Genomic DNA, 19,795 nt, shown 5'->3' with positions numbered 1-19,795 from the left:
CTCCTCAGGATGAGGCTTGGCTAAATCGGAATCCGTTGAAGCTGCTGCCGCGAACTCTGTCCTCGTCCTGAGGGCCCGCCAGAGGCGGGCGTCTCGAAGGATGGGCCGCAGGGGAGCGTTTCCCAACCGCAGAATTTCTTACCCGAACGCTCGCCGCAGCCGCTGCGCCAGGTCGAACAGCATCTGGTTCTGTTTCACCAGCCGCTTGCCGTGGCTCAGCGAGGACATCGCCATTGCCGCGAGTTTTCCACGTGACGTTAGCGGAACAAAACTGTCGAAGATGTCCTGGTCGTCCTTGCAGAACATCCGCTTGTACTCGTCCGAGCCGATGCCGAGGTCGAGCGAGCGGTGGCCGCGCTCGGCGCAGCGGTCGATGATGTAGCGCATCAGGATCAGCCCGGGGCTGTAGCGGGCGTGCTCGGACATCGTGTAGGTGTTGAACATCATCGAGAAGCGCTGGCCGTCGGCGACGCCGGCGAAGATCGCAATCACCTCGTCGTCGCATTCGAGCGCATGGATGTCGATGACGCGGCCGTCACCGCGTGACGCAAGGCAGGCGCTGCGGACGAATTGCTCGACGCCGGGTTCGGCGAAGACATTGGGAAGCTTCTGCTCGGCCATCCGCGCCGGCTTGACGCGGAAGAACCAGTCGAGCAGGCGGGTGATGTCCGCGTCGGTGGTCGCCAAATGATAGCGATAGCCGGCGAGCGCCTGGAGCTTCTTCTCCTTGCTCTTGAGGCGGCGGCGGAAGGAGTTGCTGATCCGCGATGCCGGGGGGCCGCCCGGTTCCATCGTGAGCAGCGGGCAGCCGTTGATCGCGCTCTGGCGCGGCAAATGCGCGAACGGGTTCTGCTGGTCGTTCCAGCGCAGAGGCTGCTGCGTCAATGCGAGCACGTCGGCATGCTCGCCAAGCGGCGCAAACAGCGCGTCGAGATCGCCGATGCCGACCTGCGCTGCAAATTCGGCGTTCCACAGGCCCATGTTGAAGGTCGTATGCTTGCCGCCCATGAAGCAGGCCGTGCGCACGCCGTGGTTCTGGCGCAGCGAGAGCGGCAGCAGCAGCAGCGGCTGATGCTCGGCGTCGCGGGCAATGACGATGAAAGGGCGGGCGCGTTCGTGCTCCCCGACCAGACGCTGCCAGGGACTGAGCAGATCAAACCGCTGATAGGGCGTGAAGAGGTGACCGGGTTGCTCGAAGGCGCGCCAGACGGCCTCGGCCGCGCCGAGATCGGTCACGATATCGACATGCGCGATACGGCCCGCTTTCGACCGCGCTGGCAATTCCGCCGTCCGGCTTTGCATCGCCGCAGCCATGGTCATTCGCGAACCTGTCGAGAAAAAATATGCGTAATTCGGCCTGTGGCCGACCTTTGCAAAGAAATGTCAACAAAGGGTAATGACTATAAGAGGGGGAACGGTCGCCGACGGGCGCGAGGTGGGACATTGGCATCCGACGACAGATGGCTGGAACGGCTGCGCCTTGAGCTGACCTGGTTCACAGGCCAGGCTGCGCTGCGCAGTCGTGGTGCCGGTTCCATCCTGCGCTTTGCGCATGTGCGGCCGCGGCGGCGCGGCGGGTTTCAGCCGTCGCGCGAGAACGAGATCACGCCGCATTTCCTCGATCGCGCCATTCGCGCGCTGAAGCGGTGGAAGTATGATTTTGTCGGCATGGACGAGGTCTGCCGGCGCGCGGTGACGCTGTCGGAACACCGCCGCTTCGTGGCGCTCACTTTCGACGGCGCCGGCAAGGATCTGATCGACTTTGCCTATCCGGTGCTGGCGCGCCACGCCGTGCCCTTCACGATCTACGTGCCCACGGCGTTTCCCGATGGCGTCGGCGAGGCCTGGTGGCTCGGCCTCGAACAGGTGATCGCGCGCGAGAGCCGTGTCAGCCTGATGATGGGCGAGAAGGAGCAGCGCTTCACTGTCGCTGATAACGCCGGGAAGCAGGCGCTGTTTTCGTTCGTCGAGGCCTGGCTGCACTCGCTGCCGCCGGCGGATGTGTCGGCTGCGATCGCAGATCTCTGCACGCGCTACCGGGTCGACCTTGCCGCGCTCTCACGCGAGGCATCGATGAATTGGGAGGATCTGGCGAGGCTTGCGGCCGATCCGCTGGTGACGATCGGCAGCGCGACCGTGAACTATCCCGTTCTCGCCAACATGAAGGATGCGGCCGCGCTGCGCGAGATGACGATGGGCAAGGCGGTGGCGGAGGCGGCCTTCGCTCGCGACATCCGGCATCTCGCCTTTCCGTTCGGCGATCGCGCCTCGTTCCGGCGCAGCCATGTCATCATGGCGGAGGAGGCCGGCTTTGCCAGTGCTGTGACGACGATCCCGGGCGTCGTGGACGCGGAGGGCCGCACCAATCTGCGCGCGTTGCCGCGCATTTGCTGGGATGGCCGGGTGCGCTCGCTGCGCATGATGCGGGTGCTGGTGTCGGGCACGGCCTTTGCGCCGGTGAAGCCGACGGGCACTGCGACACCCTAAAAGCGCTACGAACTGGAAGCGCTACGAGCTCGACTTGGCCCGGTCGGGCCGCTGCATCCAGCTCACGATCGGCATCGCCGGCAGCACCCAGCCCATGCCGACCACCACGTAGTAGATTGCCTGCCGCCAGCCGGACTCGGCGATCCACGGCATCTGCGCGAGCGCCATGCCGAGCAGCGCCCAGACGGTGGCGAGCACCAGGAGCAGGATGGTGCCGAGGAACTTGCGGGTGCGGATCGTCATGACGGAATGTCGCGGCTTTCGCGTAACTTGCGCTGCGGGAGCGGGGGACTATAAGGGGCACGCAGTCCCGTTCAAGCTCTGGTTTTGCCTCGAATGAAGACGATTTCCGCCCCGTCCGAGCCGCATCGCGCCGTGCGCTGGTGGCTGATCTCCGTGGCTGCGCTGATTGCGCTGATGGTGCTGGTCGGCGGTGCGACGCGGCTGACGGAATCCGGGCTCTCGATCGTCGAATGGAAGCCGGTCACGGGCAGCGTGCCGCCACTCTCGGAAACGCAGTGGACGGCGGCCTTCGAGGCCTACAAGAAGATCCCGCAATATCGCGAGCTCAAAGCCGGCATGAGCCTGTCCGAGTTCAAGGAGATCTTCTGGTGGGAATGGAGCCACCGGTTGCTCGGCCGTTTCATCGGCGTCGCCTATCTGTTGCCGTTCCTGTTCTTCCTCTGGCGCGGCGGCCTGTCCGGTGATTTGAAGCGGCGGCTGTGGCTGTTGTTCGGGCTCGGCGGGCTCCAGGGCGCGGTCGGCTGGTGGATGGTGGCCTCGGGGCTGTCTGAACGCGTCGAGGTGTCGCAATATCGGCTGGCGACGCATCTTGTGCTCGCGCTCATCATCTTCGCCGGCATCGTCTGGACGGTGCGGCGGCTCGCAGAACGGCCGCAAATTGCGGCGTCGTCGCCGCTGCGCTTCACGAGCGGCTTGCTCCTCGTCGTGACCTTTATCCAGATCTATTTCGGTGCGCTGGTTGCCGGCCTGCGCGCCGGTCGCGCCTACAACACCTGGCCGCAGATCGACGGTGCGTTCATTCCCTCAGGGGAGCGGCTGTGGTTCGAGACGCCGTGGTGGCGCAACATGTTCGACAATGTGCTGACGGTGCAGTTCGAGCACCGCATGACGGCCTATGCGCTGTTGGCGCTGGCGGCGTTGCACGCGTTCGATGCGGTGCGTTCACGCGCGGGATCCGCGGCGCGCGGCGCGCTCTTGCTGCTGGGCGCGATAAGCCTGCAAGCATTGCTCGGCATCCTCACGCTGCTCAACCAGGTGCCGATTGATCTCGCGCTCGCACATCAGGCGGTCGCGATCGTGGTGCTGACGCTTGCGGTGACGCAGATGGAGCGGCTCGCTCCACGGCATTCAACCGAAGCGCAGCCGCGCGCGGTTCCCGTCGGTCAGGCTGGCTGATCGGATCTGCTCTTCAGCAATAGCCGTAGATGCCGCACGAGTAGGGCAGGCGCCAGAAATAATCGACCTGCTTCCCGCCGTAATACGAGCCCTGGTAATCGTAGTCCCAGGGGCGTCCGTAATAGCCCGGCAGCGTGTGCGAGCCCGGCAGCAGTGGTGTACCCGGCAAATTGCGGATGTAGCTGCCGATGCCGTAGGCCGGCGAGATCAGCGCATCCGGATCGGTCTCGACATAGACCTGCGGCGGCTCCTGCGGAGGAGCGGCGGCCCGCCGCCTCGGCGTGGCCGGCAAATCGGCGGCAATCGCAGCTGAGACCGTCAGCATCGCCGCAAGGGCAGGCACCATCCAGCGCAGCATCGTCGGCTCCGAATCAAAAGGGGCGATCCAGTGACGATGTATGCGGCAGATATGGTTAATGACTGTTAACGGCGATCGTCATTCCGGGGCGGTGCGAAGCACCGAACCCGGAATCTAGAGCTTATGATGCGACGTCGAGATTCCGGGTTCGCGCTGTCGCGCGCCCCGGAATGACGGTGATGCTACGTACCCAGCGCCTGTTCCAGATCGGCGATCAAATCTTCCTTGTCCTCGATGCCGATCGAAAGCCGCACCACGTCGGGGCCGGCGCCGGACTTGATCTTGGCAGCGTCGTCGAGCTGGCTGTGCGTGGTCGAGGCCGGATGGATGACGAGCGAGCGGGTGTCACCGACATTGGCCAGATGCGAGAACAGCTGCAACTTCGACACCAGGCTGACGCCGGCATCGTAGCCGCCCTTCAGGCTGAAGGTGAACACGGCGCCGGCGCCCTTCGGTGCGTATTTGCGCGCGAGCTGGTTGTACTTGTCGCTTGCAAGCCCCGCATAGTTCACCGCGGCCACCGCCGGATGGCCGGCGAGGAATTCGGCGACCGCTTTGGCATTGTCGCAGTGCTTCTGCATGCGCAGCGGCAATGTCTCGATGCCGGTGAGGATCATGAAGGCGTTGAACGGCGACAGCGCGGGTCCGAGGTCGCGCAGGCCGAGTACGCGGCAGGCGATCGCGAAGGCGAAATTGCCAAACGTCTCCTGCAGCCGGATGCCGTGATATTCGGGCCGCGGCTCGGAGAGCATCGGATATTTGCCGCCGGTCGACCAGTCGAAGGTGCCGGCATCGACGATGATGCCGCCGATCGAATTGCCGTGGCCGCCGAGAAACTTCGTCAGCGAGTGCACGACGATGTCGGCACCATGATCGATGGGACGGATCAGATAGGGCGAGGCCAGCGTGTTGTCGACGATCAGCGGGACGCCTGCCTTGCGCGCCACCGTCGAGATCGCCTCGATGTCGGTGATGCTGCCGGCGGGATTGGCGATGGACTCGATGAAGATTGCTTTCGTGCGCGGCGTGACCGCGCGCTCGAAGCTCGCGATGTCGTCGGGATCGGCCCACACCACGTTCCAGCCGAAGCTCTTGAACGCGTGCGTGAACTGGTTGATCGAGCCGCCATAGAGCTTTCGCGCGGCGATGAACTCGTCGCCGGGCTGGAGCAATTGCTGCAGCACCACGACCTGCGCGGCATGGCCCGAGGCCACCGCAAGCGCGGCAGTGCCGCCTTCGAGGGCCGCGACGCGCTCTTCCAGCACCGCATTGGTGGGATTGCCGATGCGGGTATAGATGTTGCCGAACGCCTGCAGGCCGAACAGCGAGGCGGCATGGTCGGCGTCGTTGAAGACGAATGACGTCGTTTGATAGATCGGAGTCGCGCGCGCACCGGTGGTGGGATCGGGCTGTGCACCGGCATGCACGGCGAGGGTCGAAAATCCCGGAAGGCGATCGCTCATTGAGGGCGTCCTGTTCTCGTGGTCTGAAATCGCGCGGCATGCTGATTGGCGCCGCGGCTGCCGTCAAGGCGGGGCTTCACATCGGAACGATCGTGCTACGCATTGTCGCGTTCGCGAAATGAAACCTTCGCAACTGCGTCAGCTTTGCTCAGTCTTGTTTTTGGCGGCGCGGTCCGAGGCCGCGGTTTCGCCGCCGCCAACACTCATCCGATTGAGGGATAGCCGCATGCCCTGCGTCGGCGCCGGCGCGCGCTTGGAGCTCAGCGTGCGCGAATTGACGCCCATCCAGGAGATCTCCGAGGACAGGCGGCCATATTCGATCTTGGGGCAGCGGTTCATCACCACCTTGATACCAACCGATTCCGCCTTCAGCGCCGCCGCATCGTCGCGCGCCCCCAACTGCATCCAGATCACCATCGGCAGCGGATCAAGCGTGAGGGCTTCCTCGACCACCGGCATGATGTGACTGGAGTTGCGGAAAATGTCGATCATGTCGACGGGACGGTCAATGTCGGACAGCGAGGCGACGAAGGGTTTTCCGAGCAGCTCCTTTCCGACATGGCCGGGATTAACCGGAATCATGTCGTAGCCGCGCTGGGCCAGATATTTGAACGCGAAATAGCTCGGCCGCACGTTGGCCGGCGAGGCACCGACCATCGCGATCGATTTCACGTTGTTGAGGATGCCCCGGATGTAATTGTCGGGATAGGCGTCGTGGTTCATCTTCTTCTTTCTCTGACCTCATGGTGAGGAGCGCGGCACGCGCGTCTCGAACCATGAAGCCGCAGTCGGGCCTCTATCCTTCGAGACGCCGCGTTCCGCGGCTCCTCAGGATGAGGAGTTGACTATTCATCCCGCCATGTCGGCGTACGCTTCTCGATGAAGGCGCCGATGCCTTCCTCGGCGTCTCGCGCCATCATGTTCTCGGTCATCACCTCTGCCGCATAGCGATAGGCGTCTGCAAGACTCATCTCGGCCTGGCGGTAGAACGCCTCCTTGCCGAGCTTGACGGTATAGGCGGATTTCAGCGCGACCTGTTCGGCGAGCGCAATGGCGGCGGCGCGCTCGGTGCCGGCGGCGACGACACGATTGACGAGGCCGATCTCGCGGGCGCGTACGGCCGGGATCGGCTCGCCCGTCAGCAACATCTCCATCGCCTGCTTGCGCGGCACGTTGCGCGACAGCGCCACCATCGGCGTCGAGCAGAACAGGCCGATGTCGACGCCGGGGGTAGCGAAGTGTGCTGCTTCCGAGGCGATCGCGAGATCGCAGCTTGCCACGAGCTGACAGCCCGCGGCGGTCGCGATGCCCTGGACGGATGCGACCACGGGCTTGGGCAGGTGCACGATCGCCTGCATCATCGCGCTGCAGGCGGTCATCATCTCGGCGAAGAAGGCACGGCCGCGATCCGGGTCGGCGCGGCGCGCGGTCAGCTCCTTCATGTCGTGGCCGGCGGAGAAGGCGGGACCGTTGGCCGCGATTACGACGCCGCGGATGGCCTTGTCGTCGCGGATCTCGTTGAGCGCGGCGTGCAGGCTTGCGATCATCGTCGCCGACAGGCTGTTGCGGGCGGCCGGGCGGTTGAGGGTCAGGACCGCGATGGGGCCCACGGTCTCGCGCAGCAGGATAGGTGGTTGCGGGGAAGGGGCGCGGGCGGCCTGGACGGACATCAAAGCGTTTCCGGTTGGATGACGCAGATAACTTAATGTAACAGGGGACGTGAAGCGAGGGTGAGGGGTAGCATGGCGTTAGCGAAAATGAGCGTGGCGGAGCTCGAGCAGTTCCTCCGCAACGAGTTTCCCCAGGCCTTCAGCGGCGACGACATCACGATCGAGAGCGCGGACGGTCAGGCCTGCCTTTTGCGTCAGCGCTACAGCGAAAAGATGCTGCGGCCAGGCGGAACCGTGTCCGGCCCGACATTGATGGCGCTCGCCGACTTCGCGATGTACGTGGTGCTGTTGTCCGCGATCGGGCCGATCGGGCTCGCCGTGACCACCAATCTCAACATCAACTTCCTGCGCAAGGGGCAGCCCGGGCAGGACGTGCTGGCGGAGGCGCGGCTGCTCAAGCTCGGCAAGCGCCTCGCGGTCGGCGAGGTGAAGCTGTTGTCCGGTACCTCGCCCGATCCGATTGCGCATGTCACCTCGACTTATTCCATTCCAAACGTTTGAGCTTTTTGCGGGTACCTTAATACCTTAATTCTAAGTCACTGATATTAAACACGTAAATTACGCCTTTGGGCATTGACCGCAGCGCCCCTGTTCTCTAGAAAACCGCCAGTCCGGTGCGGTGTTCGCGCCGATGCTCCCGTCCACGGAAACTCTGACATGAAAACCTTTTCGGCAAAGCCGGCTGAGGTGACGAAGAAGTGGGTATTGATCGACGCCAAGGGTCTGGTCGTCGGCCGTCTCGCCACCATCGTCGCCATGCGCCTGCGCGGCAAGCACCTCCCGACCTACACCCCGCACGTTGATTGCGGCGACAACATCATCATCATCAACGCGCAGTATGCGGTTCTCACCGGCCGCAAGCGCGAGCAGAAGACCTATTACAAGCACACCGGTTACGTCGGCCACATCAAGGAGCGCACCGCGCGCCAGATCCTCGAGGGCAAGCATCCCGAGCGCGTGCTCGAGAAGGCCGTCGAGCGCATGATCCCGCGTGGTCCGCTCGGTCGGGTCCAGATGGGCAACCTCCGCGTCTATGGCGGCGCCGATCATCCGCACGAGGCCCAGACGCCCGAGAAGATCGACATCGCCAAGTTGAACCGCAAGAACACGAGGGCCGCATAACATGGCCGAATCCATTCAGTCGCTCGACCAGCTCTCGCAGCTCAAGACGGCGGCCGCGCCCGACGCGCCCAAGCACGAGAAGAAGGTCGACAAGTTCAACCGCGCCTACGCCACCGGCAAGCGCAAGGACGCGGTCGCCCGCGTCTGGATCAAGCCGGGCGCCGGCAAGGTCACGGTCAACGCGCGCGAGGTCGAGGTCTATTTCGCCCGTCCCGTGCTGCGCATGATGATCGAGCAGCCGTTCTCCGTGGCCGCGCGGTCCGGCCAGTATGACGTGATCTGCACCGTCGCCGGCGGCGGTCTGTCCGGCCAGGCCGGTGCCGTCCGTCACGGCATCTCGAAGGCGCTGACCTATTTCGAGCCGGAGCTGCGCACCGTGCTCAAGAAGGGCGGCTTCCTCACCCGCGACTCCCGCGTGGTCGAGCGCAAGAAGTACGGCAAGGCCAAGGCCCGCCGGTCCTTCCAGTTCTCGAAGCGTTAATCGCTTCGGTCGCATTCGCCGCGAAAGCGGCTTCAATGAGATGCAAAAGGGCGCTGATTTCAGCGCCCTTTTTGCTGTTCGTTTGTATGCAAATTGATGGCGTGTTTCCTGAAAACTTGGGCCCGCATGAAAACCTGAATGGAACCCGCGAGACATAGCGTCGCATTTGGAAGGGCGCGCAAATCGGCTGAGCCGATCGCGTAACTGCTATGTCTAAGAGGGGGCCGACATGATGTCGCTCGATAGCATCACGCTCTATTTGGTCGCGACCATGGTCGCCGCACTGCTCGGCGCCATGATGGTATTTTTCGGAAGGCAGGAGAACAGCCCTGCGCTGAAATGGTGGGGCACCGCGTATCTGCTCGGCGCCGCATCGGTCGCGCTCTGGACGGCGGCCGGCGACAGACTGGGGCCGCATCTTTACCTTGCGCTGAACGCGGTCGGCTTCGTCGCCTGCGGCATGGTGTGGAATGCGGCGCGCGTCTTCCACGGCCGCAAGCCGAACTGGCCGGGACTCCTGGTCGGCGCGCTCGCCTGGGCCGCTGCCGCCACACTGCTCGATCCCACCGCGTCCATGCTGCGCATGATCGTCGGCGCCGGCATCGTCTCGGTCTATGCGGCGCTGACCGCGAGCGAGCTCTGGGTCGAGCGGCGCAAGAGCCTGCAACGGCGCTGGCCGGCCTTCGTGGTTCCGGTAATGCACGGCTGTGTCTTGATGCTGCCGATCCTGCTCGGCAGTTTCCTGCGCCCGAACGATGCCGGCTTCTCCACCAGCATCTGGGTCACTGTGTTCGCGGTCGAGCTCGTGCTCTATGCCGTCGGCACCGTGTTCGTGATCTTCATGCTGGTGTCCGAGCGCACCGTCACCGCGCACCGGACCGCCGCCTCCACCGATCCCCTGACCGGCATGCTCAACCGCCGCGGCTTCTCGGAAGCCTGCGGACGCGTGATCGAGCGCGAGGCCAAGGCCGGCCGTCCCGTGACCGTGATGATCTTCGACATCGATCATTTCAAGTCGATCAACGACCGCTTCGGCCATCCCGCCGGCGACGAGATGCTGAAACTGTTCTCGACCGTCGTCGTCAGCAATCTGCGCATCAGCGACATGTCGGGTCGCATCGGCGGCGAGGAGTTCGCCGCTCTGCTGCCCTGCTCGCTGGAGGAGGGCGTGCTGGTCGCCGAGCGCGTGCGTGAGGCCTTCGAGACCTCCGGCGTCGTCGTCGACGAGGGCCCGGTCGACACCACCGTCAGCATCGGCGTCGCCGGCGGTCCGGCCGGCACCGAGCTCGAAGTGCTGCTGGCCTCGGCCGACACCGCGCTCTACCAGGCCAAGCGCGGCGGCCGAAACCGCGTCGAATCGGCGGAGGAGCTGCCCCTGTCGCTGGAGAACTGGCGCCGCCAGAGCGCCGCTCGGATCGGCGTGCCCAACACGCAATCCAAGACACAACCGGCGACGGCCTAGGCAAAGGAGGCCTCGCGGTAATCCCCTGTTTACCATTCGATCCCTACCATTGCGGTCATGGAATCGATCCGTCGACAGAATCCGCAGACCGCCCTGATGTCGCTCGAAGCCGCGGCGACTTCGGCACGCGGCGGCTTCGCCTGCCTGTTTTCGACCGCGGACGAATACGAGAGCGCGCTGATCACCGAGCGCCGCGCCCAGGGGCGTTACACGCAAGGCCGCAATTACTGGCCGCTCGCGCTGTTCGCCGGTTGTGCGCTGACAGTGGCGGGCACCGTTTTGCTGCTTGCCTGAGTGATCTGCATTTCTGGACCGGGCGGGGCGCCGTTTCGGCGCCTTTTTCTTTGTCGCGGGCTGCGGTAGACACGCCCATCAAACAAAATGGGTGGAAACAGATGATCACCGAGATCGCGCAAATCGACGTCAAGCCGGGCAGCGAGAAGGACTTTGAGGCCGCCGTCGCCAAGGCCAAGGCCGCTTTCGGCCGCTCCAAGGGTTTTCACGGTTTCGAGCTGCACAAGTCGATCGAGAAGCCGCAGCGCTATCGTCTGATGGTGAAGTGGGAGACGCTCGAGAGCCATACCGTCGATTTCCGCGGCTCCGAGAATTTCACCGAATGGCGCGGCCTCGTCGGCCAGTATTTTGCGGCACCCCCCGAGGTCGAGCACACCGAAACCGTGCTCACCACCTGAGGCGGCTCAGGCCGCCTCCGCCAGAGGCGGCGCTTCATACGTCTTGAAATGGTCGATCATCACCTTGGCGATGGCGACCAGCGGCAGCGCCAGCGCCAGGCCCCAGATTCCGAACACGACGCCGAGCAGGATCTGGAACGCGAACAGCGTGGCCGGCGGAATGTCCAGTGCCTGCCGCTGAAGGATCGGCGTCAGCACATAGCTCTCCATGGCGTGCACGCCCATGAAGAGGAGAAAGGCCGACAGCGCCGGAATCCATCCTGAGGCGAGGCTCGCCAGCACGACCACGACGCCGGCTATGATGGCGCCCACCGTCGGAATGAAGGCGAGCAGGCCTGCCTGAATCCCCAGGATGAACGAGCCGGGAATGCCGATGAGGACGAGCCCGATCCAGGTCACCACGCCGACCGCAAGCATCACGATGATCTGCGCGATCAGCCAGCGCTCCAGCGTCTCGCCGATACCGTCGATGATCAGGGTGATGCGGGCGCGATGCCTGGCCGGCGCGAGAAACAACAGGCCGTCATGATAGACCGCGGGCTGGGCGGCGAAGGCGAGCCCCAGGAACAGCACGATGAAGATGTTGCCGACCGCGCTGATGGTGCCGAGCAGCAGCTTGAAAGTCTGGCTCACGATCGCCCCGCCGCTCGAGGCCAGCGCGCCTGCGCCCGGCAATCCGCCGTGCGAGCCCGGGGTCGGGGCGGGCGTCGGCGTCGCATCGGTGGAGGCAGCGGGTGCGGCGTTGCCGATATCGAAGAAGCTGGTGTCGATCCCATGGTTTTCGAGGAAGGACCGGACGTTGGTGATCTGCGACTTGATTGTCTTGCTCAGCAGCGAGGCCTGCTCGGCAATGGTGGCGCCGCCGAGATAAGCAACGCCTGCGAGCATTACCGCCAGCGCGGCACAGACGATCGCGAGCCGGACCGCGTGGGGCAGGTGCACGCGGCGGCCAAGCGCGTTGGTCAGCGCGTTGAGGCCGACGCCGAGCAGCATTCCGGTGAAGATCAGGAGCAGGGTAGCTGCAAAATACCAGGTGAAGACCAGCATTGCCGCGAACAGCACGATTCCGATGCCCCCGACCGAGATCGCCCAGGCCAGATCGGTGCGGGTCCGGGGCCGTTCATCTGCGGGAATGGTCACATCGGCTCCTATGCGAAGGCGGCAGGCGGGCACTCTTTCGCGAAATCCCGCCTCGGATCAAGCCAGGCTCTGGCGCGATTGACGCGTCCTTGGCCCTGCGGGCCACGGACGCCGGCGAGAGAGGGGGCCATGCCCATCCTCCGCCCGGCCATTTGCGCGAAAATAGCATTGCCGTCCCGCGTACCCTTCTGTTGAATTTGTTCCATCCCAGGGGCATGTTTGGAGAATCGTCTTCGGCGAAAGGTCTGAACGGGAGATGAGAAAGCCGGTCGTCGGCGTGATCGGGAACGCCCATCGCGTTGAAAATCGATTTCAGGTCCAGATGGTCGGCGAGCGTAATCTGCGCGCCGTGGCCGAGGTGTCCGGCGGCCTGCCGGTGATGTTCGCGGGCTCGCCCGATATCACCGATATCGGCGCGCTGCTCGACACTGTCGACGGCATCGTGCTCACCGGTGCTCGCGCCAATGTCCACCCAACCCGTTTCAACGTCGATCCGTGTGAGGCGCACGAGCCCTACGACATCCACCGCGACGAGGTGGCGCTGGCGCTCTCGGTCGCCTGCGTTGCCCGCGGCATCCCGCTGTTCGGCATCTGCCGGGGCCTCCAGGAGATGAACGTCGCCTTCGGCGGCTCGCTGCATCCCGAGATCCGCGAAATCCCGGGCCGCATGAACCACCGCATGCCGAGGCTCGAGAACGGCGAGATCCATCCCGATCCGACCGTGGTGTTCGCCGATCGTCACGACGTCGATCTGACGCCGGGCGGCGCGTTCGCAGAATTGCTCGGCTGTAACAAGATCAGGGTCAATTCGCTGCACGGCCAGGGCATCCTCGATCCCGGCAAGCGCGTGCTGATCGAGGGCATCGCCGAGGACGGCACCATCGAGGCAATCCGCATCGCGGAAGCCAAGGCCTTTGCGCTCGGGGTGCAATGGCACGCCGAATACGACCCGCAGCACAATCCGATCAATCGAAAACTGTTCGAGGCTTTTGGCGAAGCCATGGTGGCGAAGCAGCGCGCGGCGGCGTAGCTGCGAGCGCGCCGAGGCCCATAACCATCGTCATCGTGAGCGCAGCGAAGCAAATCCAGTCGCTGTCGGGTGACGGCGTGAAGGCGGCCTCGATCTCTCGGGCGTAATAAACCAGTTATCAAGAAATGGTGCGCGCCGGTTTTCTCGATTCCGATTCGTTCTTTGAGAACGAAGTGGAGTCAGACACAGAACGAAAGTCGAGGACCACAAACAAAAAAGGCGCCCCGAGGGGCGCCTTTCGTGTGTCGCGGTCGTTCGGGCCGTTTAGCCCGAATAGTACATTTCGAACTCGACCGGATGCGGGGTCATTTCGAAGCGGGCGACTTCGGTCATCTTCAGCTCGATGTAAGCGTCGATGAAGTCGTCGTCGAACACGCCGCCGTTCTTGAGGAAGCCGCGGTCCTTGTCGAGGTTTTCCAGCGCCTCGCGCAAGCTGCCGCACACGGTCGGGATCTGCTTCAGCTCTTCCTTCGGCAGATCGTAGAGGTCCTTGTCCATTGCCGGACCCGGATCGATCTTGTTCTTGATACCGTCGAGGCCGGCCATCAGCATCGCGGCGAAGCCGAGATAGGGATTGGCGAGCGGATCTGGGAAACGCACCTCGACGCGCTTGGCCTTCGGCGAAGCGGTGTAGGGGATGCGGCAGGAGGCCGAGCGGTTGCGCGCGGAATAGGCGAGCAGCACGGGAGCCTCGTAGCCCGGGACCAGACGCTTGTAGGAGTTGGTCGACGGGTTGGTGAAGGCGTTGATCGCCTTGGCGTGCTTGATGATGCCGCCGATGTAATGGAGGCAGGTCTCCGACAGGTCGGCGTATTTGTTGCCGGCGAACACCGGCTTGCCGTCCTTCCAGATCGACTGGTGCACGTGCATGCCCGAGCCGTTGTCGCCGAAGACCGGCTTCGGCATGAAGGTGGCGGTCTTGCCGTAGATGTGCGCGACCTGGTGGATGCAGTATTTGTAGATCTGCATGTGGTCGGCCATCAAGGTCAGCGTGTCGAACTTCATGCCGAGCTCGTGCTGGGCGGAGGCGACTTCGTGATGGTGCTTCTCGACCTTGACGCCCATCTTGGCCATGGCGCCGAGCATCTCCGAGCGCATGTCCTGCACGGAATCCTGCGGAGGCACCGGGAAGTAGCCGCCCTTGGTACGGACGCGGTGGCCGAGGTTGCCGCCTTCATATTCGGTGTCGGAGTTGGTCGGCAGCTCCGAGGAGTCGAGACGGAAGCCGGTGCTGTAGGGGTTGGCGGAGAAGCGCACGTCGTCGAACACGAAGAACTCGGCTTCGGGGCCGACGAACACGGTGTCGCCGACGCCCATCGACTTCACCATCGCCTCGGCCTTCTTGGCGATGCCGCGGGGGTCGCGGTTGTAGGGCTCGCCGGTGGTCGGCTCAAGCACGTCGCAGGTGATGACCATGGTGGTCTCGGCGAAGAACGGATCGATCGTCGCGGTCACCGGATCGGGCATCAGGCACATGTCGGACTCGTTGATCGCCTTCCAGCCGGCGATCGAGGAGCCGTCGAACATCGTTCCTTCGGCGAAAATGTCTTCATCGATCATGCTGATGTCGAAGGTGACGTGCTGCCACTTGCCGCGCGGATCGGTGAAGCGCAGGTCGACGTATTTGACGTCGTTGTCCTTGATCGATTTCAGGACGTCTTTGGCGGTCTTCATGCATACCCCTTTTGGCTCTGCGGGTCGGTTTCCAAGCTTCAAGCGACCGTGTTCACGCTTCTTGAGGCGCGCGAGGCACAAACAAAATGAGGCCGCCGAAGCAGCCTATTTCTTGTCAGAATGTCGCAAAATGCGGGATAGCACCCGGCTCAGATAGCGTCCAGCCCGGATTCGCCGGTTCGGATGCGGATCGCCTCTTCGATGTTGGAGACGAAAATCTTGCCATCGCCGATGCGCCCGGTTTGCGCTGCGCGGCGGATTGCGTCGATGGCGCGCTCGACCAGATCGTCGCCGATCACGATCTCGATCTTCACCTTGGGCAGGAAGTCGACGATGTATTCTGCGCCGCGGTACAGCTCGGCGTGACCCTTCTGCCGGCCGAAGCCCTTGGCTTCGGTGACGGTGATGCCCTGAAGGCCGACTTCCTGAAGCGCTTCCTTCACCTCGTCGAGCTTGAATGGCTTGATGATGGCTTCGATCTTCTTCACTGCGCGCCTCCCGGCCTTTCGAACAAATAGCAACGTCTTCGTCAGGATGCGCTTTTCTTAACGCACGATCTTGTCTTCGCTATGCCGGGATCCCTGACCAGTCCGGCAACAACGGCCGGCCACACCCTGATAAATGCCAGTGAGCACGACGAACCGAAGCGACTTCCGCGAAAGCAGGGTCTATGCCAAGTTGCAAATGCCCTGATTATTGGAGCGTTATCAGCCTTTTAACGTGCAGCTCCGATAGGTGGCGCCGACCCGCACAAAATACCGCAGACTACGGAATAGGCAAGCGGTCCAATATTTGTGCAGATCGTTGTTCCGTCGGATCGCCCGACGCAGAACGTGCCTCTTGAAAAGGCTTTTGGACAGGGAAGTGGCATGGAAGTTCTGACCAACGCCGAAATGCAGCGTGCCGACCAGCTCAGCATTGCGGCAGGCACCCCCGGCTTCAAGCTGATGCTCAGTGCTGGCCAGGCGGTCGCCGAGGCCGCCAACGCGCTGGTGGAGGAGGGGCCGATCCTGATCGTGGCCGGCCCCGGCAACAACGGTGGGGACGGTTTTGTCGCAGCCGCCGAGCTCGCCGCGCAAGGCCGCGAGGTCTCGGTCATCCTGATGTGCGAGCGCGACCAGCTCCAGGGCGATGCGGCCTCGGCGGCACGGGGCTGGAAACACCCGGTGCTCCCGTTCAACCCGCAGGCGATCGGGCGACCGGCGCTGATCATCGATGCGCTGTTCGGCGCGGGCCTCAGCCGTCCGGTCGACGGCGAGGCACGTGAGATGATCGAGGCGATCAACGCCAACGGTGCGCCGGTGCTCGCGGTCGATCTGCCAAGCGGCATCAACGGCACCAGCGCGGCCGTGCTGGGCGTGGCGGTGAACGCCACCGAGACCGTCACCTTCTTCCGCAAGAAGCCGGCGCATCTGCTGCTGCCGGGGCGCATGCATTGCGGCCACGTCCGCGTCGCCGACATCGGCATCGAGGCGCAGGTGCTGGACGAGATCGCGCCGCAGATTTTCGAGAACGATCCGGACTTCTGGGGCACCGCCTTTCCGGTGCCGCGCATCGACGGCCACAAATACGCGCGAGGCCATGTGCTGGCGGTCTCGGGCGATGCGGCCGCGACCGGTGCGGCGCGTCTCGCCGCGCGCGGGGCGCTCCGCGCCGGCGCGGGCCTGGTGACTCTGGCTACGCCGCGTGATGCGCTGGCGATCAATGCAGCTGCGCTCACCGCGGTGATGGTTCGCCCCGTCGATACCGCCATCGAGTTCGGCGAGCTGCTCGGTGACAAGCGCTACAACACCTGCATGATCGGCCCCGGCGCGGGGGTCGGCGAGCGCACCTGCGATCTCGTCCACACGGCGCTTAACGCGCAGCGGCGCCTGGTGCTCGACGCGGATGCGCTGACGAGCTTTGCCGCCAATCCCGAGCGCCTGTTCGAATCGATCAAGACGTCGCAGGACAAGGCGGTAGTGCTGACGCCGCACGAGGGCGAGTTCCCGCGGCTGTTCTCCGACCTCAGCAATAAACATCCGGGGCGCTCGAAGATCGAGCGCGTGCGCGCCGCCGCCGAGCGCTCCGGCGCGGTCGTGCTGCTGAAGGGCGCGGACACCACGATTGCCGCGCCCGACGGCCGCGCCACCATCGCCGCCAACGCGCCGCCCTGGCTCGCCACCGCGGGCGCCGGAGACGTGCTCGCCGGCATCATCGCAGGGCTGCTGGCGCAAGGCGTGCCGGCATTCGAAGCCGCCAGCATCGCTGTGTGGATGCATGGCGAAGCGGCGAGCGAGGCGGGACCGGGCCTGATAGCAGAGGATCTCACCGAGACGCTGCCGGCCGTGCACCGGCGGATCTATAATGCGCTGGGGATTGAATATTGATGCTCAGGCAGCTCGCGCTCACTGATATGGGCGCGGCGGCGCAGGTTCACCGGGCTGCATTCGACCATGCGATGCCCTGGCTCGCTGGGCTGCATACGCCGGACGAGGACCGCTGGTTCTACCGCGAGCATGTGTTCGCGACGTGCCGCGTGTGGGGACGCTTCAACGGCGATGTACTGAGCGGGATCATCGCTTTCCGTGACGGCTGGATCGAGCAGCTTTACGTGCTTCCTGCTGTTCAAGGGCGGGGGACTGGCGCCGAACTTCTCGACGTCGCCAAGCATGCCAACGAACGGCTGGAGCTCTGGACCTTCCAGTGCAATGCGCGCGCAAGGCGCTTCTATGAAGCGCGCCAGTTTACGTTGATCGAGCAGACCAACGGGACCCGAAACGAGGAGAAAGAACCCGACGCTCGGTACCTCTGGATGCGTAGGCCACTTCATTTGTGAACAATTGTAGTCTAAAAACTACATGTGATTGAAAGCAGACTGAGACGTTTCGGAAGTGGCGATCACGTCTCAAGGATGAGCGTGCCAGAGCGCTGATTGCTTCGCGATTGGATCGGTTGGCTCATGGACACGCAGGCGACGTCGAACCGGTGGGCGACGGTGTGAGCGAGCTGCGTATTCATCACGGGCCCGGATATCGCATCTATTTTCGGAAGCGGGGCAACGCGATCATCGTTTTGCTGTGCGGGGGCGACAAGAGCACGCAGGTGAAAGACATCAAGGCGGCGAAGCGCCTTGCCGAGATGTGGAGCGAATGAGATGGGCGAGAAGCTGACGACCTATGACCCGGCCGAAGACCTGCAGTCCGACGAGGCCATTGCCGTGTTCATGGAAGAGGCGTTCAAGACCGAGGATGCGGCCTATATCGCCCATGCACTTGGGGTCGTCGCCCGCGCCAAGGGGATGACGCAGATCGCCAAAGAGACTGGTCTTTCTCGCGAGCAGCTCTATCGCTCGTTCAGCACCAACGGCAATCCGACGCTGAAAACGACTATTGCGGTGATGAAGGCGCTCGGGATCGAACTCACAGCCAAGCCGCACGCCTAGTCGGAGCCCCTCACTCCACCCCGTACCAGCGCACCAGCCGCGGGGCGGCCCATTCGGTTACGACGGTTTCGATCAGCCATCGCCCGGGGGAGGCCGCAGCGAACGCGATGCGCTGAGTCTGGCCGGGTTCGATCGCGAGCGTGTCGAGCCAATAGGGCTTCCAGCCGTCGTCGAGCTTGTCGAGCAGGCGGAAATGGTGGCCGTGCAGATGGACGACGATGGCGACGGGTGCGGGGTTCTTGAGCGCCAGCACGACGGTGCGGCCGGCCTTGGTGCGAAAAGCGGGGGCGGAGGACGTCGAGAAATTTGCGGGCCGTACCCACCCGGCGTCGGCTGCCCCGAGCGCGACATCGAACCGCAGGGCGCCTTTCAGATCGAGTCGCTCGGGCAGGTCATTCGGAGGGAGCGGCTGCGGCGGCAACAGCGGCGCGCGCCGCTCAAGCTTGCCGGAGACCGTCAGGCGGCCGACCTGGCGCGCCTCATTGCCGTCATGCAGCAGGAATGGGGCCGATGTGGCCGCATCCACGAAGGCGTCGGCGCGTGCGCCGGGAGCCAGCACCAGGGCGCCGTTGCGAGCCGGGAACGGCTCAGCCGGCTGTCCGTCCAGGGCCAGCACCTGGACCTCGTGACTTTCCAATTTGATCGCCAGAACAGAACGTTGCGAGCCGTTGATAAAGCGCAGCCGCAGCCGCTCATTCGCCGAAGCTGAGAGTTCGAATGAAGTCGTTCCGTTGATTGTATAGAGCGGGGACGTGTCCTTCGGGTCCCGGCCCGGGAGAAGCGCGGTCCCATCCGGCCGCAGCCGCCATTCCTCGATCAAGAGGACCACGTCGCGATCGGCGGCGACCGCGTTGGTCTCGGTGGCGATGATCGGAAGCGGGCGCGCGGGCTGCTTCAGGCTGTCCTCGAACAGGCGAAAGTCGGCCAGCAGGGTTCCTGCGTTTGGCACTGAAATAATTGATGTTTCCGTCGCGTCCGGGGCCGTCGGGGCGCGTCCTCGAAGCGGGTCGGCCGCGTCCGGGCCATTGAGGCCGTACCAGACTGGTGCAAGCGGGACGGGCAGGCCGTTGCGAAAGACCACCTCGCAGCGGTCGCCACGTTTGAGACGGACATCCCCGAGGTGGCTTACGGCGGCCAGCTCCCAGATCGGTGTAGCCGGCTGACCCGGCCTCAGAGCCAACGTCGCCGGCCTTGCCTGAAGGGCGAGTTGGGCGGTCATGGCCGGGACTGCGCCGCCCGCCATCAGACCGGCCGCAGAGGCGCCCAGTCCCGCTCCAAGCCCGGCCAAAACCTCGCGCCTCGTCGGGTCGAAAATCCGCGTTCTCATGGCCGATCCCGACCACGCCGTGCTGGATAAGTCCAGCCGTCGTGCC

General features: G+C 64.3%; 22 protein-coding genes and 1 pseudogene. 13 read left to right on the top strand and 10 right to left on the bottom strand.

Going from position 1 to position 19,795, the window contains the following annotated elements:
- Positions 1-138 precede the first annotated feature (138 nt).
- Positions 139-1,320: a GNAT family N-acetyltransferase gene (locus tag AC0L3A_RS20715; RefSeq protein WP_007603475.1), complete on the bottom strand. Its 1,182-nt coding sequence runs from the start codon at positions 1,318-1,320 to the stop codon at positions 139-141.
- Between the two features lie 123 nt (positions 1,321-1,443).
- Between AC0L3A_RS20715 and AC0L3A_RS20710 the strand changes: the two genes are divergently transcribed.
- Positions 1,444-2,487 carry a polysaccharide deacetylase family protein gene (locus AC0L3A_RS20710; RefSeq protein ID WP_473255088.1) on the top strand — a complete coding sequence of 348 codons (1,044 nt, stop codon included), beginning with the start codon at positions 1,444-1,446 and terminating at the stop codon, positions 2,485-2,487.
- A gap of 21 nt (positions 2,488-2,508) precedes the next feature.
- On the opposite strand, the gene AC0L3A_RS20705 is transcribed toward AC0L3A_RS20710, so the two are convergent.
- A complete protein-coding gene (locus AC0L3A_RS20705; RefSeq protein ID WP_007603477.1) occupies positions 2,509-2,730 on the bottom strand; it encodes a DUF2842 domain-containing protein in 222 nt (73 codons plus the stop codon).
- A gap of 93 nt (positions 2,731-2,823) precedes the next feature.
- Here AC0L3A_RS20705 and AC0L3A_RS20700 point away from each other — a divergent pair, with 93 nt between their 5' ends.
- Positions 2,824-3,906: a COX15/CtaA family protein gene (locus AC0L3A_RS20700; protein ID WP_473255087.1), complete on the top strand. Its 1,083-nt coding sequence runs from the start codon at positions 2,824-2,826 to the stop codon at positions 3,904-3,906.
- A gap of 13 nt (positions 3,907-3,919) precedes the next feature.
- On the opposite strand, the gene AC0L3A_RS20695 is transcribed toward AC0L3A_RS20700, so the two are convergent.
- The 4 genes from AC0L3A_RS20695 to AC0L3A_RS20680 all read right to left on the bottom strand — a co-directional run bounded on the left by AC0L3A_RS20695 (position 3,920) and on the right by AC0L3A_RS20680 (position 7,397).
- On the bottom strand, positions 3,920-4,264 hold the full coding sequence (locus tag AC0L3A_RS20695; protein ID WP_007603479.1) for a hypothetical protein: 345 nt from the start codon (positions 4,262-4,264) through the stop codon (positions 3,920-3,922).
- Between the two features lie 182 nt (positions 4,265-4,446).
- Positions 4,447-5,727: an O-acetylhomoserine aminocarboxypropyltransferase gene (locus AC0L3A_RS20690; protein ID WP_219682239.1), complete on the bottom strand. Its 1,281-nt coding sequence runs from the start codon at positions 5,725-5,727 to the stop codon at positions 4,447-4,449.
- Positions 5,728-5,865: 138 nt separating this feature from the next.
- Positions 5,866-6,450, bottom strand: coding sequence for a CoA-binding protein (locus AC0L3A_RS20685; RefSeq protein WP_219682238.1), 585 nt, complete (start codon positions 6,448-6,450; stop codon positions 5,866-5,868).
- Positions 6,451-6,572: 122 nt separating this feature from the next.
- Positions 6,573-7,397 (bottom strand): enoyl-CoA hydratase, encoded by an 825-nt coding sequence (locus AC0L3A_RS20680; RefSeq protein ID WP_007603482.1) that lies wholly within the window; start codon positions 7,395-7,397, stop codon positions 6,573-6,575.
- 72 nt (positions 7,398-7,469) lie between these two features.
- On the opposite strand from AC0L3A_RS20680, the gene AC0L3A_RS20675 reads away from it, so the two are divergent.
- The 6 genes from AC0L3A_RS20675 (at position 7,470) to AC0L3A_RS20650 (ending at position 11,154) form a co-directional block, all read left to right on the top strand.
- The gene (locus tag AC0L3A_RS20675) at positions 7,470-7,898 is read left to right on the top strand and encodes a PaaI family thioesterase (RefSeq protein WP_007603483.1); all 429 of its coding nucleotides are present in this window, start codon (positions 7,470-7,472) and stop codon (positions 7,896-7,898) included.
- A 156-nt stretch (positions 7,899-8,054) separates the two neighbouring features.
- A complete protein-coding gene (gene rplM, locus AC0L3A_RS20670; protein ID WP_007603484.1) occupies positions 8,055-8,519 on the top strand; it encodes a 50S ribosomal protein L13 in 465 nt (154 codons plus the stop codon).
- 1 nt (position 8,520) lies between these two features.
- On the top strand, positions 8,521-9,000 hold the full coding sequence (gene rpsI, locus AC0L3A_RS20665; RefSeq protein ID WP_007603485.1) for a 30S ribosomal protein S9: 480 nt from the start codon (positions 8,521-8,523) through the stop codon (positions 8,998-9,000).
- A gap of 229 nt (positions 9,001-9,229) precedes the next feature.
- Complete coding sequence (locus tag AC0L3A_RS20660) at positions 9,230-10,462, top strand: GGDEF domain-containing protein (RefSeq protein ID WP_219682237.1); 1,233 nt, start codon at positions 9,230-9,232, stop codon at positions 10,460-10,462.
- 57 nt (positions 10,463-10,519) lie between these two features.
- Positions 10,520-10,756: a hypothetical protein gene (locus AC0L3A_RS20655; protein ID WP_007603487.1), complete on the top strand. Its 237-nt coding sequence runs from the start codon at positions 10,520-10,522 to the stop codon at positions 10,754-10,756.
- Positions 10,757-10,857: 101 nt separating this feature from the next.
- Entirely contained in the window at positions 10,858-11,154 is a 297-nt protein-coding gene (locus AC0L3A_RS20650) for an antibiotic biosynthesis monooxygenase family protein (RefSeq protein ID WP_007603488.1), read from the top strand.
- Positions 11,155-11,160: 6 nt separating this feature from the next.
- On the opposite strand, the gene AC0L3A_RS20645 is transcribed toward AC0L3A_RS20650, so the two are convergent.
- Positions 11,161-12,294: an AI-2E family transporter gene (locus AC0L3A_RS20645; protein ID WP_473255086.1), complete on the bottom strand. Its 1,134-nt coding sequence runs from the start codon at positions 12,292-12,294 to the stop codon at positions 11,161-11,163.
- Between the two features lie 256 nt (positions 12,295-12,550).
- Between AC0L3A_RS20645 and AC0L3A_RS20640 the strand changes: the two genes are divergently transcribed.
- A complete protein-coding gene (locus tag AC0L3A_RS20640; protein WP_007603493.1) occupies positions 12,551-13,324 on the top strand; it encodes a gamma-glutamyl-gamma-aminobutyrate hydrolase family protein in 774 nt (257 codons plus the stop codon).
- A gap of 264 nt (positions 13,325-13,588) precedes the next feature.
- Here AC0L3A_RS20640 and glnA read toward each other — a convergent pair whose 3' ends face one another.
- Both glnA and AC0L3A_RS20630 read right to left on the bottom strand, forming a co-directional pair.
- Positions 13,589-14,998: a type I glutamate--ammonia ligase gene (gene glnA, locus AC0L3A_RS20635; protein ID WP_007603494.1), complete on the bottom strand. Its 1,410-nt coding sequence runs from the start codon at positions 14,996-14,998 to the stop codon at positions 13,589-13,591.
- Between the two features lie 149 nt (positions 14,999-15,147).
- Complete coding sequence (locus tag AC0L3A_RS20630) at positions 15,148-15,486, bottom strand: P-II family nitrogen regulator (protein ID WP_007603495.1); 339 nt, start codon at positions 15,484-15,486, stop codon at positions 15,148-15,150.
- 381 nt (positions 15,487-15,867) lie between these two features.
- Between AC0L3A_RS20630 and AC0L3A_RS20625 the strand changes: the two genes are divergently transcribed.
- The 4 genes and pseudogenes from AC0L3A_RS20625 (at position 15,868) to AC0L3A_RS20610 (ending at position 18,422) form a co-directional block, all read left to right on the top strand.
- Entirely contained in the window at positions 15,868-17,367 is a 1,500-nt protein-coding gene (locus AC0L3A_RS20625; protein WP_354128906.1) for an NAD(P)H-hydrate dehydratase, read from the top strand.
- Positions 17,367-17,816, top strand: a complete 450-nt coding sequence (locus AC0L3A_RS20620; protein WP_354128907.1) for a GNAT family N-acetyltransferase — start codon at positions 17,367-17,369, stop codon at positions 17,814-17,816. Before AC0L3A_RS20625 ends, AC0L3A_RS20620 begins: the two co-directional genes overlap by 1 nt.
- Before the next feature lie 32 nt (positions 17,817-17,848).
- Positions 17,849-18,133, top strand: a pseudogene (locus AC0L3A_RS20615) (type II toxin-antitoxin system RelE/ParE family toxin); the annotation flags it as partial.
- Between the two features lies 1 nt (position 18,134).
- Positions 18,135-18,422, top strand: a complete 288-nt coding sequence (locus AC0L3A_RS20610; protein WP_007603498.1) for an addiction module antidote protein — start codon at positions 18,135-18,137, stop codon at positions 18,420-18,422.
- Positions 18,423-18,432: 10 nt separating this feature from the next.
- On the opposite strand, the gene AC0L3A_RS20605 is transcribed toward AC0L3A_RS20610, so the two are convergent.
- Complete coding sequence (locus tag AC0L3A_RS20605; RefSeq protein WP_354128908.1) at positions 18,433-19,749, bottom strand: multicopper oxidase family protein; 1,317 nt, start codon at positions 19,747-19,749, stop codon at positions 18,433-18,435.
- Between the last annotated feature and the right edge of the window lie 46 nt (positions 19,750-19,795).

This window comes from Bradyrhizobium sp. MI1.3 (genome assembly GCF_055811695.1).
This window is presented reverse-complemented; position numbering and strand designations above follow the sequence as displayed.